Source organism: Sorangium sp. So ce363, assembly GCF_051520435.1.
GTDB classification, from domain to species: Bacteria; Myxococcota_A; Polyangia; order Polyangiales; family Polyangiaceae; genus Sorangium; species Sorangium cellulosum_B.
In genome coordinates, this window is sequence record NZ_CP150333.1 from 3,226,266 (window position 1) to 3,241,481 (window position 15,216).

The window sequence follows — 15,216 nt, forward strand, 5'->3', positions numbered from 1 at the left end:
CAGGCGCTGGCTCGACCTTTGAAAAGGCCTCCGCCTCAGCGCGGAGGATCATGGAGCGTCGGGGCGCGGGCTGGATCGATCTTCGTGGCGGGCGCAGGGGCCGCGGCGGCGGCGCGCGGCGGCGCGCTCGCGCAGATCGCACGCCTGCGCGCGATCTGCACGGGCCCGCCGGGATCGCGCGGGTGCGCGCGGAGGTGGCCGGCCTCTTCGGAGACGCTGCGCGCGCCGCGCGCATCGAGCGCGACCTCGCGGCGATCCCCGGCGTTGTGTCCGCGCGGGCGAGCGCGCGCACCGGGCGGGTGCTCGTGCGCGTGGGGGAGGACGCGGCCGACGAGGCCGCGCTCGTGCTTGGCGCCTACGCCGTGCCCGGCGCCCCGCCGCCGCCGTCCGCGCGCCGCGCCGTGCGGGCCATGGCCGAGGGCGTGGGCGCGCTCGTGCGCGCGGCGCGCCGCTGCGCGCGCCCTCGCGAGGGCGCGGCGGGCGAGGGCGAGCGCCGCGCGTGGCAGGCGCGGGCCTGGGGGAGCCAGATCGCGCCGGCCGGGCAGGGTGAGGGCGCGCCGGCCGGGCAGGGTGAGGGCGCGCCGGCCGGGCAGGGTGAGGGCGCGCCGGCCGGGCAGGGCGGAGGCCAGCGCGCCCGCCGCGTCGACGTGGCGCTCTGCGCCCACGCGGAGGACGCGGGCGAGGTCGCCCGCGCGCTCGGCGTCGATCCGCGCGAGGGGCTCCCCGCCGCCGAGGCGCGCCGCCGCCTCCGCGCGGTCGGCTCGAACGAGCTCGCCGGCGTCGCGACCCGCTCGTCGATCGAGATCCTCGCCGGGCAGATCTTCACGGTGCCCACGGCGATGCTCCTCGGCGCGGCGGGCGTGTCGCTCGCGCTCGGCGACATGCTCGACGCCGGCGCCGTCCTCCTCGTCGTCGGCGCGAACGCCGCGATCGGCACGTACACGGAGTCGCGCGCCGAGGAGCTCCTGCACGCGTGGGGCGACCTCCGCGTCGGGTGGGCGCGCGTCGTGCGCGACGGGCGCGAGCAGCGGCTCGCCGCGTCGGAGATCGTGCCGGGCGACGTGCTCGCGCTGCGCGCGGGCGAGCCGGTCGCGGCGGACGCGCGCGTCCTGACCTCGCGCGCCCTCGCCGCCGACGAGAGCACGCTGACCGGCGAGAGCGAGCCCGCCGAGAAGTGCGCCGCGAGGGTCGACGGCGGCGCGCCGCTCGCCGAGCGCCGCGGCATGGTGTACGCGGGCACCACCATCGCCTCGGGCGAGGGGGCGGCGGTGGTCGTCGCGACGGGCCGGTGGACCGCGCTCGGGGACATCCAGCGCGCGCTCTCCCGCGAGTCCGAGCGCACCCCGCCGCTCGAGCAGGAGCTCGCCTGGATCGGCCGGCGCCTCGCGACCTTCGCGCTCGCGAGCTCGTCGGCGGTGATGGTCGTCGGCCTCGCGCGCCGGAGGCCGCTCCGCGCGCTCTTGCGGAGCGCCGTCGCGCTCGGCGTCGCCGCCATCCCCGAAGGGTTCCCCACCGTGGGCACCACGGCGCTCGCGCTCGCGAGCCGCCGCCTGCGCGGCTCCGGCATCGTGATCCGCCGCCTCGCCGCGGCCGAGACGCTCGGCGCGGTGAGCGTCGTCTGCGCCGACAAGACCGGCACGCTCACCGAGAACCGGATGCAGGTGGCCGAGATCTTCCTCCCCGGCGAGGGCGCGCTGCGGGTGGAGCGCGCCGCGCGCCGCGGCGGCGCGGGGCCTGGGCGCGGGATCGCGCTGATCGGCGAGGACGGGCGCGAGGTCGACGCCGCCGCCCCGCGCGTGCACGCGCTCGCGCGCATCGCCGCCCTCAACGCCGACGTCGAGCTGAGCGAGGCGGGCAAGGTCGTCCAGGGCAGCGGCACCGAGCGCGCCCTCGTGGAGTTCGCGCTCGCCGCCGGCTACCCCGTGTCGGCGCGGCGCCTCGCGGCGCGGCGCGTGAGCGAGGCGCGACGCTCGGCCGAGCGCGCGTTCATGGTGACGGTCCACGACCACCCGGAGCTCGGGCACATCGAGCTCGTGAAGGGCGCGCCCGAGCAGGTCGTCGCGCGCTGCGACGCGCCGCCTCCGCGCGAGGGGGCCGGCGACGAGCGCGGCGAGGTGCTCCGGCACAACGACGCGATGGCCTCGCGGGGGCTGCGCGTGCTCGCGCTCGCGTGGCGGCAGAACGGCCGGCCGGACAACGACGCTCCTCTCGAGTTCGCCGGCCTCGTCGGCCTCCGCGACCCGCCGCGCCCCGGCGTGCGGGAGGCGCTCGAGGCCCTCTCTGGCGCCGGCATCCGCACCCTGATGCTCACGGGCGACCAGGAGCGGACCGCGCGCGCGATCGGCGTCGAGCTCGGCATCCCGCCGGACGCCGTGCACAGCCGGGTCACCCCGGAGGCCAAGCTCGACATCGTGCGGGCGCTCCAGCAGGGCGGCGCGATCGTGGCGATGACGGGCGACGGCGTGAACGACGGGCCCGCGCTCAAGGCGGCCGACGTCGGCGTGGCCATGGGCAAGCGCGGCACGGACATCGCGCGGGCCGTGGCCGACGTGGTCCTCGCCGAGGACGATCTGCCGAGCCTCACCGAGGCGGTCCGCGAGGGGCGGCGGCTGCACGACAACGTCCGCCGGGCGATCGCCTACTTCGTCGCGACGAACGCGAGCGAGGTCCTCACGATGCTGGTCGGCGCCCTCTGCGGCGCCTCGCCGCTCACGCCGCTGCAGCTGCTCTGGATCAACCTGCTCACCGACGTGGCGCCGGCGCTCGCGCTCGCGCTCGAGCCGGCCGAGGCCGGCGTCATGCGGCGCCCCCCGCGCGACCCTGCGGCGCGGCTGCTCGGCGCGGCCGATCTCCGCGCGCTGGGCGTGGACGCGGCCGCGATGTCCGGCGCGTCGCTGTCGGCGTACGCGCTCGGCGGCCGGGCCACCGCGGGGACGAGGGCGTTCACGGCGCTGGTGACCGCGCAGCTGCTCCACATCCTGGCCTGCCGCGCCGGCGCCGGGGAGGGCGCTGCGGCGGCCGCGCTCCGCCGGGACAGCCCGCACGTGGCCCGCGCGCTCGCCGCCACGTCCGCGCTCCAGGCGCTCGCGCTCGGCTCCAGGTCCCTGGGCCGCCTGCTGGGGGCGCAGCGCCTCCGCGCCGGGGAGCTCGCGCTCGCCGTGGCCGTGGGCGCGCTGCCCGCGCTGCTCCGCGGTCCTCTGGGGCGCTCCGCGAGCGCTGGCCGCGAGATCGTGATCGTCAACGGCAGGCGCGCGGAAGCGGAATTGGGATTGGAATCGGAGTCGGACTCGGAGTCGGACTCGGAGTCGGAATCGGAGTCGGAGTCGGGCTCGGGGTCAGAAGCGGAATCGGACGCGTCAGCAGAAGCGGAAGCAGCAGACATGAGAGCGGAAGCGGAAACGGACCAGGGCGCAGGCGACGATGCGGGGGCGGCCGCGAGACGCAAGCAAGGCGTGCGCGCCGCGCGCGTCGCCGGGCTGCGCAAGGGAGACATGGCATCATGAAGTTCCATCCACCGTCGTTCGCCCTGGGGGTCGGCACGGCCGTCCTCCTGATGGGCAAGAAGCAGCACCTCCGGCCGGTGGTCGTCGAGATCGCGGCGCTCGGGCTCCACCTGGGCAGGCTGGGCCTCGGCTTGCTCGAGCGCCAGCGGGAGCACGTCGAGGATCTCTTCGCCGAGGTCGCCGAGCGGGTGCGCCAGAAGGCCGCGGGCGGGGCGCGCGGCGAGCGGGCTGCGCGCAAGAGCAACGGCGCCTCGGAGCTCCACGGCGAGCCGTCGTCATGACGTCGCCGGCGGTCCTCGTCGTCCACGCCCTGGAGCGGCGCGTCCGCCTGCGCGCGCCGGCGCTGGCCGGCCATCGTCGGGTGTGCGAGCGGATCGCGGAGCAGCTCGCGGCCGATCCCGCCTGCGAGGTCGTCTCGATCCGTCCGATGACGGGCTCGGTGATCGTCGAGCGCTCCGAGGGCGGGCTCGATCCGGAGCGGCTCCGCGCCCGGCTCGCCGGGCTGGTCGACGGGGCGCGCGAGGACGACGGCCACCCGCTCGGCGCGCCGCGGCCCGAGGGGCATCCTGGTCCAACGCGCGTCGCCCGCGCGGTCGCGCACGCATTTGCCGGGATCAACGCCGATGTGCGCGAGGCGATGGATTACCGCGCGGATCTGGGCACCATCTTGCCGGTCGTCTTCGCGGCGGCGGGGCTCGCCGAGGTCGGGGCGACGCGCAGGCTGCCTGTGCCGGCCTGGTTCAACCTGCTCTGGTGGTCGCTCCGGTGGTTCATGACGTTCAACCCCGGGGCGATCTCGGAGGAGCTGCACAGCGGCGGCGGGGCGCAGGGCCAGCCGGGCGTCGCGGGCGAGGGGCCTGGCGAGGCGGGCCCAGTGTGCGACGATCTCTAGAGCGACGGTCACCCGCTTCGGATACGGGCCCACCTCGGCGTTTTCGGTGCTCAGCGCACCGGAGTGCGCTTGCGCGCCGAAAACGCCGATCTGGGCCCGTCTTCTGTGCGGGTGACCGCCGCTCTGCACGTGGCAGAGGTGGGCGGAAACCGCTGTGGAAAGGCATGGTCCCTCCGCGGACGCACCGCCGGTCGGGGCGCTCCGGGCGCGGCCGAAGGTGGCCCGTCGGCGCGGCGCGCGGGGGCAGCGCTCGGCGGAGATGCCCCCGCGCGCTCGCGCGGAGGGCAGGAGAGCGTGGGACGAGGGCATTCCGCCGGCGGGGCCAGGATTCTCGGCGTTCTCCTCGCCTCGGACATCTCCTTGCGATCGCGGCGTGAGCGTGTCGGCGCGCTTCCGAGCTCGTGGCGCCGCCTGTCGACCCCGACGTAAAGCGGCGATGTATCACAATGGCTCGGGAATAGATTGAACCTTGGTGGCCGGGCGCGTACCTTCCTGGTCCGGATCGTAAGCCCCGGAAGCAGAGGGGAACACGTTGATGGCGCGACTGCAATTCCCGGTGTGGCTAGGCCTGACTGTTGCATCGCTCGCCGTGTCTCCGGGCTGTAGCTGTGGCAGTCCCGACGTGTCCGTGGCTGGGGCCGGGTCGGGGGGTGAGGGGCCCGGGGGGGCCGGCGGGGCTGGTGCAGGCGATCCTGTGGCTTCGGCGGGCGGGGGTGGCGCAGGTGGGCGTCCCGAGGTGGGGGATCGGGGCATCGCCGCGGGCGAGATGGTCAGCGCGGGGAAGGTCGTGAGGAGCCCGAGCTATCGCATGGTCTTCACGCTCGGTCAGCCGACGCAGAATCAGGGAAAGACGACCTCACCGAGTTACCGCGTGCAGGGCGGTCTGGTCGGGGCGAACGGGAGCGTGCCATGAACGGGATGGGACGGCGTGTCCTCGCGATGGGTGTTCTTCTCGCCGCCTCCGTCGGCCTCGTGCGCGGCGCGGCCGCCGCCGTGCCGATGCAGATCTCGCATCAGGGGCGGCTCTTCACGGCCAACGGCGAGCCGGTCAATGACGTCCTCTCGGTGACGTTCGCCATCTACGCCGCCGAGGACGACGACGAGCCGCTCTGGAGCGAGGTGATCGCGCTCTCGTTCGACGAAGGCTTTTTCTCCACCGTGCTCGACTTCACCGAGGAGCAATCCGCGAAGGTCTTCGACGGCTCGGTTCGCTACATCGGAATCACGGTCGGGGACGATCAGGAGATGGAGCCTCGCGCTTCGATCGGGAGCGTCCCGTATGCGATGGTCGCGAACAACGCTGTTGGTGAGATCACGCCGAAGCTGGTGAAGATCGGCGGCAGGGTCGTCATCGACGAGAGCGGCAACTGGGTGGGCAACTCGAGCGGCATCGCGGGGCCGATGGGACCGACGGGTCCGACAGGGCCCCAGGGACCGGCGGGGCCGGAGGGACCGACAGGGCCCCAGGGGCCGAAGGGGCCTGAGGGGCCGACGGGGCCTGAGGGGCCGACGGGGCCCGTGGGCGCGACAGGGCCCGAGGGGCCGGCGGGGCCGGCTGGCCTGCCCGGCGAGAGGGGACCGATGGGGCCCGAGGGGCCAATGGGGCCCGAGGGGCCGATGGGGCCCCAGGGACCGATGGGACCCGAGGGACCGATGGGGCCCGAGGGACCGATGGGACCCGAGGGACCGACGGGGCCCGTGGGCGCAACAGGGCCCCAGGGGCCGACGGGTGTGGTCGCGACGATCGCGATTGCGGGCAACGTTGCTCCCCTTTTTGAGGGTGGCAGCGCCGCGTATGTCTTCGTCGGCCCCCCGGGGTCGGTGACCATCACCGGCAGCCAGCGCGTGACCGGATCTGTCTCTGCGCCGCTCGGGCTGCAGCCGTCCCGCGCTGCGTTCGTCGCCCCGCTCGGCCTCTGTTATCAGCGGCGCGGCGGCACCGGCGATCTCGTCAACTTCTTCGGCGGCACCTTCGCGAGCCACTACTTCACGCCGACCCGCACAACCTACTCGGTCTCTGCCACGACGGTGCTGCCAGAGGGCGAATGGAATGTCGGCATGTGCGTCCGCAATGAGGGGACCAGCGCGATCCAGGGATCGACCACGTCGACCGGCAACGGCATGGTGAACGGCTGGTTCATCGTCACGAACGACTGAGGGCGAGCCCGCCGTCCGGGTTCGTGAGCCCGCCTCCGCTCCCATGAAGTCGGCAGGCCCCGTGCGGGGGCATCCGTCGCCGGGCGCGGAGAGGGCCGGTGTTGGTTCTGCTCTCGGGAGGGCAGCCGGCCCCGTGCGGGGGTGTCCGTCGCGGGGCCGGGCGGCTCGGCACAACCTCCCGAGCCGCCCGGAGCCTCTCCTCGCCGCGTCGGCGTCTCAGATCACCTGAGCGCCACCGGGCTCCGCGCGAGGTACTCGTCGTAGGACAGGGTCCGCAGATCCTCGATCCTCTTCGCGCGCATCGCCCCGATGACCGCCCGCGCGAGCTGGAGGTCCGTGAGGAGCGGGATGTTCGCGTCGACCGCGCGCCGCCGGATCAGGTAGCCGTCCGGACGGCCGAACTGGTCGTACTCGCGGGGGATGTTGATCACGAGATCCACCTTCCCCTGCTCGATGGCGCTCATCGCCGTCTCCCCCTCGTCGGGCTGCTTCGCGAGGCTCGTGCACGCGAGCCCGAGCGCCCGGAGCGCCTCGGCCGTGCCCGGCGTCGCGAAGATGGGGAGCTTCAGGTGCTCGGCGATGACGCGGGCCTCGTCGGCGAACCAGTACTTGTCCTCGAGCGGCCCGAGCGACAGCAGCACACCCTTCTTGGGGAACCTGAAGCCGGTCGCGAGCAGCGAGTGCAGGAGCGCCTCGTGCATGTCGTCGCCGAAGCAGCCGACCTCGCCGGTGCTCGCCATCTCGACGCCGAGCATCGGATCGGCCCCCACGAGGCGCGAGAACGAGAACATCGGCGCCTTCACCCCGACGTAATCGAGGTCGAGCCCGCGGTTCTCGACCGGCTGCGACACGCCAAGCATCCTGCGCATCGCCTCCCGGACGAAGTTGTTCCCCGTGACCTTCGACACGAAGGGGAAGCTCCGCGACGCGCGCAGGTTGCACTCGATCACCTTGACCGTGTTGTGCTTGGCCAAGAACTGCATGTTGAACGGCCCGGTGATCGAGAGCGACCGCGCCACCTGCTGGGCGATCTGCTTGATCCTGCGGATCGTCGCGATGTAGAGCGACTGCGGGGGCAGGACGAGCGTCGCGTCGCCGCTGTGGACGCCGGCGTTCTCGATGTGCTCGCTGATCGCCCAGAGGATGATCTCCCCGCGATCGGCGACCGCGTCGATCTCCACCTCGCGGGCGTGGGTCTCGAACTTGGACACGACAACGGGGTAGGTGGGGGAGACGGCCTTGGCCCGGGCGAGGATGCGATCGAGCTCGTTGGGCTCGTGCGCCACGCTCATGGCCGCGCCGCTCAGCACGTAGCTCGGCCGCACGAGGACGGGGAAGCCGCCGAGCTTGTTCACGATCTCGCCCGCCTGGCCCGCGTCGACGACGTGCGCCCAGCGCGGCTGGTCGATCTCCAGCCGGTCGAGCAGATCGCTGAACTTCTTCCGGTCCTCGGCGGTGTCGATGCTCCCCGGGCTCGTGCCGAGGATGCGCGCCCCCGCCTCGTGCAGCCGGAGCGCCAGGTTGTTCGGGACCTGCCCGCCCATGCTGACCACGATGCCGTAGGGCTGCTCCCGCTCGTAGATGTCGAGCACCGTCTCGAAGCTGATCTCGTCGAAGACCAGCTTGTCGCACGTGTCGTAATCGGTGCTGACCGTCTCCGGGTTGTAGTTCAGCATCATGGTCTCGTAGCCGAGCTCCGAGGCCGCGCGGATCGCGTTGACGCAGCACCAGTCGAACTCGACGCTCGAGCCGATGCGGTAGGCGCCGGAGCCGAGCACCATGATCTTCTTCCGCCAGGACGGCGCGACGTCCGTGGCCGACGCGTGATAGCTCGAATAAAGGTAGTTCGTCTCGGCGGGGAACTCGGCCGCGAGCGTGTCGATCTGCGCGAGGTGCGGCACGATGCCGTGCCGCTTCCTGGCCTCCCGGATCGAGCCCCGCGGCGCGCCGGTCAGCGTGCCGATCATCCGGTCGCTGAAGCCGAGCTGCTTCGCCTCCCGGAGGGTCACCTCCTCGAGCGCCGGCTCCTGCGCGGCAGCGGCCTTGTCGGCCTGCGCGGGGACGGCGACCTTGAGCGTCTTCAGGTCCCGGTGCATCCGGACGATCGGCTCGATCTGGTTCAAGAACCACCGGTCGATCTTGGTGAGGTTGTGGATCTCGTCGACCGACATCCCCTCCTGGAGCGCGCGGGCCACGGCGAAGATCCGGAGCGGCGTCGCGTTCTGCAGCTCGTCGCGGAGGTCCTTGAAGGTGAACGCGTCGGGGTCGAGCCCCTTCACCCCGATGTCGAGCATGCGGAGCGCCTTCTGGATGACCTCGGGGAACGTCCTGCCGATGGCCATGACCTCGCCGACGCTCTTCATCTCGCTGCCGATCCGCATCGACGCGCCGCGGAACTTGCCGAGGTCCCAGCGCGGGACCTTGCAGACGAGGTAGTCGAGCGCCGGCTCGAAGAACGCGGTCGTCCTGCGGGTGATCGCGTTGGCGATCTCCGGCATGGTGTAGCCGACGGCGATCTTCGCGGCGACGTAGGCGAGCGGGTAGCCCGTCGCCTTGCTGGCGAGGGCGCTCGACCGGGAGAGGCGCGCGTTCACCTCGATGACCCGGTAATCGGCGCTGTGCGGGTCGAGCGCGTACTGGATGTTGCACTCGCCCACGATGCCGAGGTGGCGGATCGTCTTCAGCGCGACCGAGCGGAGGAGCTGGTACTCCTCGTCGTTCAGCGTCTGCGACGGGGCGACGACGATCGACTCCCCGGTATGGATCCCCATCGGGTCGAGGTTCTCCATGTTGCAGACGGTGATGCAGTTGTCGCGCCCGTCGCGGACGACCTCGTACTCGATCTCCTTCCAGCCGCGGAGGCACTCCTCGACGAGCACCTGGGGCACGCCGCCGGCGAAGCCGCGGCGCACGGCGTCCTCGAGGTCGCGCTCGCTCTCGACGATGCCGCTGCCCTTGCCGCCGAGCGCGTAGCCGCCGCGGAGCATCACGGGGAACCCGATCTCGCGCGCCGCCGCCATGGCCTCGGCCGCCGAGCGGCAGGCGCGGCTGCGGGCGGTCTTCACGCCGATCTCGTCGAGGCGCTCGATGAAGAGCCGCCGGTCCTCGGTGTCGCGGATCGCCTTGATCGGCGTGCCGAGCACCCGCACGCCGTACTTGTCGAGGATGCCCGAGTCGTGGAGCTCGAGCCCGCAGTTGAGCGCCGTCTGCCCGCCGAAGGAGAGGGCGATCGCGTCGACCTCCTCCTTGACGATGATCCGCTCGACGAACTCCGGGGTGACCGCGCAGAGGTGGATGCGGTCTGCGAGCCCCTCGCTCGTCTGGATGGTGGCGATGTTGGGGTTCACGAGGACGGTGGCGATCCCCTCTTCCTTGAGGGCCTTGATCGCCTGCGACCCCGAGTAGTCGAACTCGCCGGCCTGACCGATCTGGAGCGCGCCGGAGCCGAGCACGAGGACGCGCCGGGGTTTCTTGGGGAGATACGCGCCGTACATGGCTCAGCTCCTTCCTGCGGTGGGGGTGGCGCGGGGATCCGCGGCAGCGGTCCCCGCGGTCTTGAGTCGCGAATCGGAGGACCCCTTCATCGCGCCGCAGAGGCGGAGGAAGTCGTCGAACAGGTAGCCTGCGTCCTCGGGCCCGGGCGTCGCCTCGGGGTGGAACTGGACGCTGAAGAAGGGGCGGAGCCGCGAGCGGATGCCCTCGTTGGTGCCGTCGTTGATGTTGACGAACCAGGGCTCCCACTCGGCGGGCAGCGACTCGTGCTTCACCGCGTACCCGTGGTTCTGGCTCGTGACGTAACAGCGGCGGCTCAGGAGGTCCTGCACCGGCTGGTTCACGCCGCGGTGGCCGTACGGCAGCTTGAAGGTGTCGCCGCCGGCGGCCAGCGCGAGGATCTGGTTGCCGAGGCAGATGCCGAAGATCGGCTTCGTGTAGGTCCCGAGCAGGCCGCGCACCGCGGCGACCAGCTGGCCGAGGTCCTTGGGGTCGCCAGGGCCGTTGCCGATGAGGACGCCGTCGGCGCTCTCGGCGAGCTCGGCGATGGGCGCGTGGTAGGGGGCGCGGATGACGGTGACCCCGCGCCGCAGGAGCGAGCGGACGATGTTGTCCTTCGCGCCCGCGTCGATGAGGAGCACCTTCAGGGGGCCGCCCTCGTACGTGATGGGCTCGCGGGGCGAAACGAGGCGGAACACCTCCTCGCGCATGTCCACGGCCTCGGCCGAGCGCTTCACCCGCTCCAGGTCCATCTCGGCCGGGAACAGCCAGCCTTTCATCGTCCCGACCTCCCGGAGCCGCCGCGTCAGCGTGCGCGTGTCGATCCCCGTGATCGCCGGGATGCCCTCGCTGGCGAGCCAGGCGCCGAGCGAGCGGACCGCGGCGTGGTGGCTGTAGCGCTCCACGTAGCTCTGGACCACGAGCCCCTGCAGCTGGATGCGGTCGGCCTCGTAGGGCCCGTCGACGCTGCCTGCTTTGCGCGGCGCGGGCACGCCGTAGCTGCCCACGAGCGGGTACGTGATCGTCAGGATCTGGCCTCTGTACGAGGGATCCGTGAGCGTCTCGACGTACCCCGTCATGCCGGTGTTGAAGACGACCTCGCCGCTCACCGCGCGCGGGGCGCCGAAGCACCGGCCCGTCATGGTCGTGCCGTCTTCGAGTACGAGCTTCATCCGATTCGCATCCATCCTCTTTGACCGCCTGGGCCGCCGCGGCGCGGACCCTTACGCAGGGGGGGCCGTGAGCGCATGCAGCGCCGTGGGCCCATGGGGTACCAGGTCCGCGCGCACGCCGCGCGGCGGGCCGGCATCATGCTCGAGGCAAGGCGTCCAAGCACCCCCGGTCGTCGGAACCGGTTGCTCCGGCGCTCCGTCGAGGTGGGGCAGGGCGCCCGGCGTCCCGTTCTTCCACATGCCGGGGACGCCCATTTGCCGTCCCCTCGCTCCACGTCAACCACGAACTTTCGGCCGGGCCTCCACGGCCGCTTCCGGCGGGCTTTTCGCGGCCTGCCAGGAGCGCGCGCGGTCTGCCTAGAGGGCCGGCGCGCGCTCCAGGTAGGCCCGCTCGAGCACGAGCACGTCCATCTTGGTCCGGAGGAAGCAGTCGAGCGCTTCCTTTGGGGTGCAAACGATCGGCTCGCTCGCGTTGAAGGAGGTGTTCAGGAGGACGGGCGTGCCAGTCTGCCGGCCGAACTCGCTGAGGAGCGCGTGGTAGCGCGGGTTCTCCTGGGCGGTCACCGTCTGGAGGCGCCCCGTGCCGTCGACGTGGGTCACGGCGGGGATCTCGGCGCGGCGCTCGGGCTTGATCTTGTAGACCTTGACCATGAACGGGTCCGGCGAGGTCTGCTCGAAGTAGTCGCCGACGCGCTCGAGGGGCAGCGCCGGCGCGAAGGGGCGGAACATCTCGCGGCGCTTGATCCGCTCGTTCATCGCGTCCTTGATGTCCGGCCGCCGCGGGTCGCAGAGGATGCTGCGGTTGCCGAGCGCGCGCGGGCCGTACTCCATCCGCCCCTGGAACCAGCCGACCACCTTGCCCTCGCTGATCGCCCTGGCGACGCGGGGGATCAGGTCCTCGTCGGGGAGGGTCTCGAACGCGACCTGCTCCTTCCGGAGCAGCTCGTCGATGGTCTCCTGCGAGAAGGCCGGGCCGAAGTAGCTGTGCGTCTGGTGGAAGCCGCGCGGGTTGTCGAGCTTGTGGTGGTGGACGTAGAGCGCCGCCCCGAACGACGTGCCCGCGTCGCCGGCCGCTGGCTGGATGAAGACGTCGTCGAACAGCCCCTTCGGCCGGATCTTCCCGGCGGCCACGCTGTTGTAGGCGCAGCCGCCCGCGAGGGCGAGGCGCGGCGAGCCGGTGAGGTGCTTCGCCGTCGCGAGCAGCTCGAAGTAGACCTCCTCGAACGCCGCCTGCGTCGAGGCGGCGACGGCCATGAAGCGATCTTCCATCCGGCTCTTCGGGCTGCGGGCGGGGCCGAGCAGGTCGATCAGGCGCTCGGAGTGGATGGGGCCGTAGCGGGGCTCGCCCTCCCAGGTCATCGCGATGCCCTTCGTGTGGTGCTGGAAGTACTCTAGCCCGAGCTCGAACGCCCCGTCCTTGACGCGCACCACCTGCCGGAGCTTGTCGAGCAGATCCGGCTGGCCGTAGGCCGACAGCCCCATGACCTTGTACTCGTCGCCGAACTTGGGGAACCCAAGGTACTGCGTCAGGCCCGAGTAGAATAGCCCGAGCGAGTGGGGGAAGCCGACGTGCCGGAGGATCTCCAGCTTGTTGCCGCGGCCGCGCGCCCACATCGTGCTGACGAAGTCGCCGAAGGCGTCGATGGACAGGACCGCCGCCTCGTCGAAGCCCGAGGGGAAGAACGCGGAGGCGAGGTGCGCGCGGTGGTGCTCGACGTTGTGCGACGCGGCGCGGATGCGCTTCGGGTCGACGCCGAGCGCGGCGCCGAGGTGCACCTTCGGGTCGCTCGCGCCGAGCGAGCCCTTGAGGAGCCCCGCCGGTGAGCGCCGCGTCAGCGCGTAGAGGAGCTTGTCGCCGAGGTGCGCCCTCGTGTCGCGGCTGATCGCGATGTGATCGATGTCCTCGACCCGCGCGCCCGCGGCGCCGAGGCAGTACTCGACCGCCAGCCGCGGGAAGCCCGCGCAGTGCTTGATCCTGCTGAACCGCTCCTCCTCCGCCGCCGCCACGAGCTGGCCGTCGACGAGCAGGGCGGCCGACGCATCGCCGTGGTAGGCGTTGATCCCGAGGATGAGCATCGCTCCGCCATCTTCCGGTGCCCCCGCGCGAGGGTCAAGGTGAGCCCTCCGCCCGAGCGCGGTGGGATCGAGCGTGGGTTCGTGACGTAAATTCGCCGGCCGCGTGGCAATGCTGCGCGCTGGAGGCAATGCCTCGCGCTGTGGGCAATGCGCAGCGCGCGGTCAGATCTCCGCGAGGCGGATGGCCTCGAGGCGATCGCCCTCGTCGATGCGCTCCCGATCGGCCGGCACGAGGACGAGCGCGTCGGCCTCGGCGAAGCTCGTGACGGCGCCCGACGCCTGGTTCGCGGCGATGCGGGCGACGAGCTCGCCGCTCGAGGCGTCGAGGCGGGTGCGGAGGAACTCGGCGCGACCGGTCTGGCGCCTGAGCGCGCTGTCCGCGCGGACGATCACGCGGGGCGGCCGCGGCGCCGCGTCGCCCTGGAGCGCGCGGAGCAGCGGCACGCCGAAGAGGACGAACGTGAGCGAGGCCGAGGCCGGATTGCCTGGCAGCCCGAGCACGTGGACGACGCCACACCGCGAGAGCTCGGCGCGCCCCACCGCGAGCGGCTTGCCCGGCTTGATGGCGACGCGCCAGAAATCGAGCGACACGCCGGCTGCCTCGAGCGCGGGGCGAACGATGTCGTGGTCGCCGACGCTCACGCCGCCGACGGTCACCACGAGATCGGACCCGCGCAGCGCCGTCGACACCGCCTCGGCGGCGCGCGCCGCGTCGTCGGGGACGAACGGCGCGATGCGGACCGCAGCGCCCGCCGCGCGCGCGGTCGCGGCGATGAAGTAGCTGTTCGACTCCGGGATCGTGCCGGCGGGGCCGGGCGAGCCGGGCGCGCGCAGCTCGTCGCCGGAGCACATCACCGTGACCACGGGGCGGCGCGCGACGAGGACGCTCGGGCGATCGAGCGCGGCCGCGAGCGCGACCTTCCCCGGGGTGAGCCGCGCTCCTCTGCGCAGCGGGACGGCGCCCTCCGCGAGGTCCGCGCCCCGGCGGCGCACCCAGGCGCCCGCCCGCGGCGCTTCCTGCAGGGTGATCTCGTCGCCGCTGCGCACGGCGTCCTCCTGCGGCGCGATCGTGTCGGCGCCGGGCGGCAGCCGCGCGCCGGTGAAGATCCGACACGCCGTGCCCGGGTGGAGCGCCGGCAGCGGGCGGCCGGCCGCGCTCTCGCCGCGGACGGGCAACCTGAAGGGCCCGCTGCCCGCGAGGTCGGCCGAGGCGATGGCGTAGCCGTCCATCGCGCTGTAGTCGAAGGCGGGCATCGCGTCGGCGGCCGCGATGTCCTCGGCAAGCACGCGCCCTGCCGCGTCGTCGAGCGGCACCCGCTCGGGGCCGACCGGGGCAGCGGTCGCGAGCAGCCGATCGAGCGCCTCTTCGAAGGGGATCATCCGCGCTGCTCCTCGCCCTGCACGGGCTGCGGGTGCCGGTGGTGGTGTCCGCCCTTGCCGGACGCCAGCGTGACCGCGTGGGCAAGGACGGGGCCGATGATCTGCGTGACGGCGAGCTCCACCGCCTTCGGGCTGCCGGGCAGCGCGATCACCACGAGCCCTCGCGCGACGCCCGCCGCGGCGCGCGACAGGATGGCGTTCGGCCCGATCGCGTCCCAGCTCAGGCGCCGGAATGCCTCGCCGAAGCCGTCGAGCGTCTTCTCGAAGAGCGGCGCGAGCGCCTCGAGGGTCCGGTCGCGCGGGGCGATCCCGGTCCCGCCTGTGGTGACGACCGCGTCGGCCGAGCCTGCGTCCGCGATCTGAACGATCGCCGCTCGCAGCAGCTCGGGCTCCTCGCGGATGACGGCGTGGGAGGTCACGGAGAAGCCGGCGCGCTTCAGGAGCTCGCCGAGGAGCTGTCCGCCCTCGTCATCGTCGAGGGTGCGGGTGTCACTGAGCGTCAGCGTGGCGACGCGCACGGGGGAGCGGCTCATGCGGCAGGTTT

10 protein-coding genes are annotated in these 15,216 nt (G+C 72.9%); 5 read left to right on the forward strand and 5 right to left on the reverse strand.

Annotation, left to right across the window (positions count from 1 at the left end; genetic code table 11):
* The first annotated feature begins 50 nt into the window (after positions 1–50).
* The 5 genes from WMF12_RS12495 (at position 51) to WMF12_RS12515 (ending at position 6,552) form a co-directional block, all read left to right on the forward strand.
* Positions 51–3,503: an HAD-IC family P-type ATPase gene (locus WMF12_RS12495; RefSeq protein ID WP_437871067.1), complete on the forward strand. Its 3,453-nt coding sequence runs from the start codon at positions 51–53 to the stop codon at positions 3,501–3,503.
* Entirely contained in the window at positions 3,500–3,784 is a 285-nt protein-coding gene (locus tag WMF12_RS12500) for a hypothetical protein (RefSeq protein WP_437745864.1), read from the forward strand. Before WMF12_RS12495 ends, WMF12_RS12500 begins: the two co-directional genes overlap by 4 nt.
* On the forward strand, positions 3,781–4,395 hold the full coding sequence (locus tag WMF12_RS12505; protein WP_437871072.1) for an HMA2 domain-containing protein: 615 nt from the start codon (positions 3,781–3,783) through the stop codon (positions 4,393–4,395). The genes WMF12_RS12500 and WMF12_RS12505 overlap by 4 nt, the downstream gene beginning before the upstream one ends.
* Before the next feature lie 736 nt (positions 4,396–5,131).
* Entirely contained in the window at positions 5,132–5,308 is a 177-nt protein-coding gene (locus WMF12_RS12510) for a hypothetical protein (protein WP_437299446.1), read from the forward strand.
* The gene (locus WMF12_RS12515; protein WP_437871077.1) at positions 5,305–6,552 is read left to right on the forward strand and encodes a collagen-like protein; all 1,248 of its coding nucleotides are present in this window, start codon (positions 5,305–5,307) and stop codon (positions 6,550–6,552) included. The genes WMF12_RS12510 and WMF12_RS12515 overlap by 4 nt, the downstream gene beginning before the upstream one ends.
* A gap of 221 nt (positions 6,553–6,773) precedes the next feature.
* Here WMF12_RS12515 and carB read toward each other — a convergent pair whose 3' ends face one another.
* From carB to WMF12_RS12540, 5 genes are all read right to left on the reverse strand, one after another.
* Positions 6,774–10,046 carry a carbamoyl-phosphate synthase (glutamine-hydrolyzing) large subunit gene (carB, locus tag WMF12_RS12520; RefSeq protein ID WP_437871082.1) on the reverse strand — a complete coding sequence of 1,091 codons (3,273 nt, stop codon included), beginning with the start codon at positions 10,044–10,046 and terminating at the stop codon, positions 6,774–6,776.
* Between the two features lie 3 nt (positions 10,047–10,049).
* Positions 10,050–11,216 (reverse strand): glutamine-hydrolyzing carbamoyl-phosphate synthase small subunit, encoded by a 1,167-nt coding sequence (gene carA / locus WMF12_RS12525; protein ID WP_437745868.1) that lies wholly within the window; start codon positions 11,214–11,216, stop codon positions 10,050–10,052.
* A gap of 357 nt (positions 11,217–11,573) precedes the next feature.
* On the reverse strand, positions 11,574–13,292 hold the full coding sequence (locus WMF12_RS12530; RefSeq protein WP_437871094.1) for a carbamoyltransferase family protein: 1,719 nt from the start codon (positions 13,290–13,292) through the stop codon (positions 11,574–11,576).
* Positions 13,293–13,454: 162 nt separating this feature from the next.
* Positions 13,455–14,672: a molybdopterin molybdotransferase MoeA gene (locus WMF12_RS12535; protein ID WP_437871099.1), complete on the reverse strand. Its 1,218-nt coding sequence runs from the start codon at positions 14,670–14,672 to the stop codon at positions 13,455–13,457.
* On the reverse strand, positions 14,669–15,205 hold the full coding sequence (locus WMF12_RS12540) for a MogA/MoaB family molybdenum cofactor biosynthesis protein (RefSeq protein ID WP_437745871.1): 537 nt from the start codon (positions 15,203–15,205) through the stop codon (positions 14,669–14,671). Before WMF12_RS12540 ends, WMF12_RS12535 begins: the two co-directional genes overlap by 4 nt.
* Between the last annotated feature and the right edge of the window lie 11 nt (positions 15,206–15,216).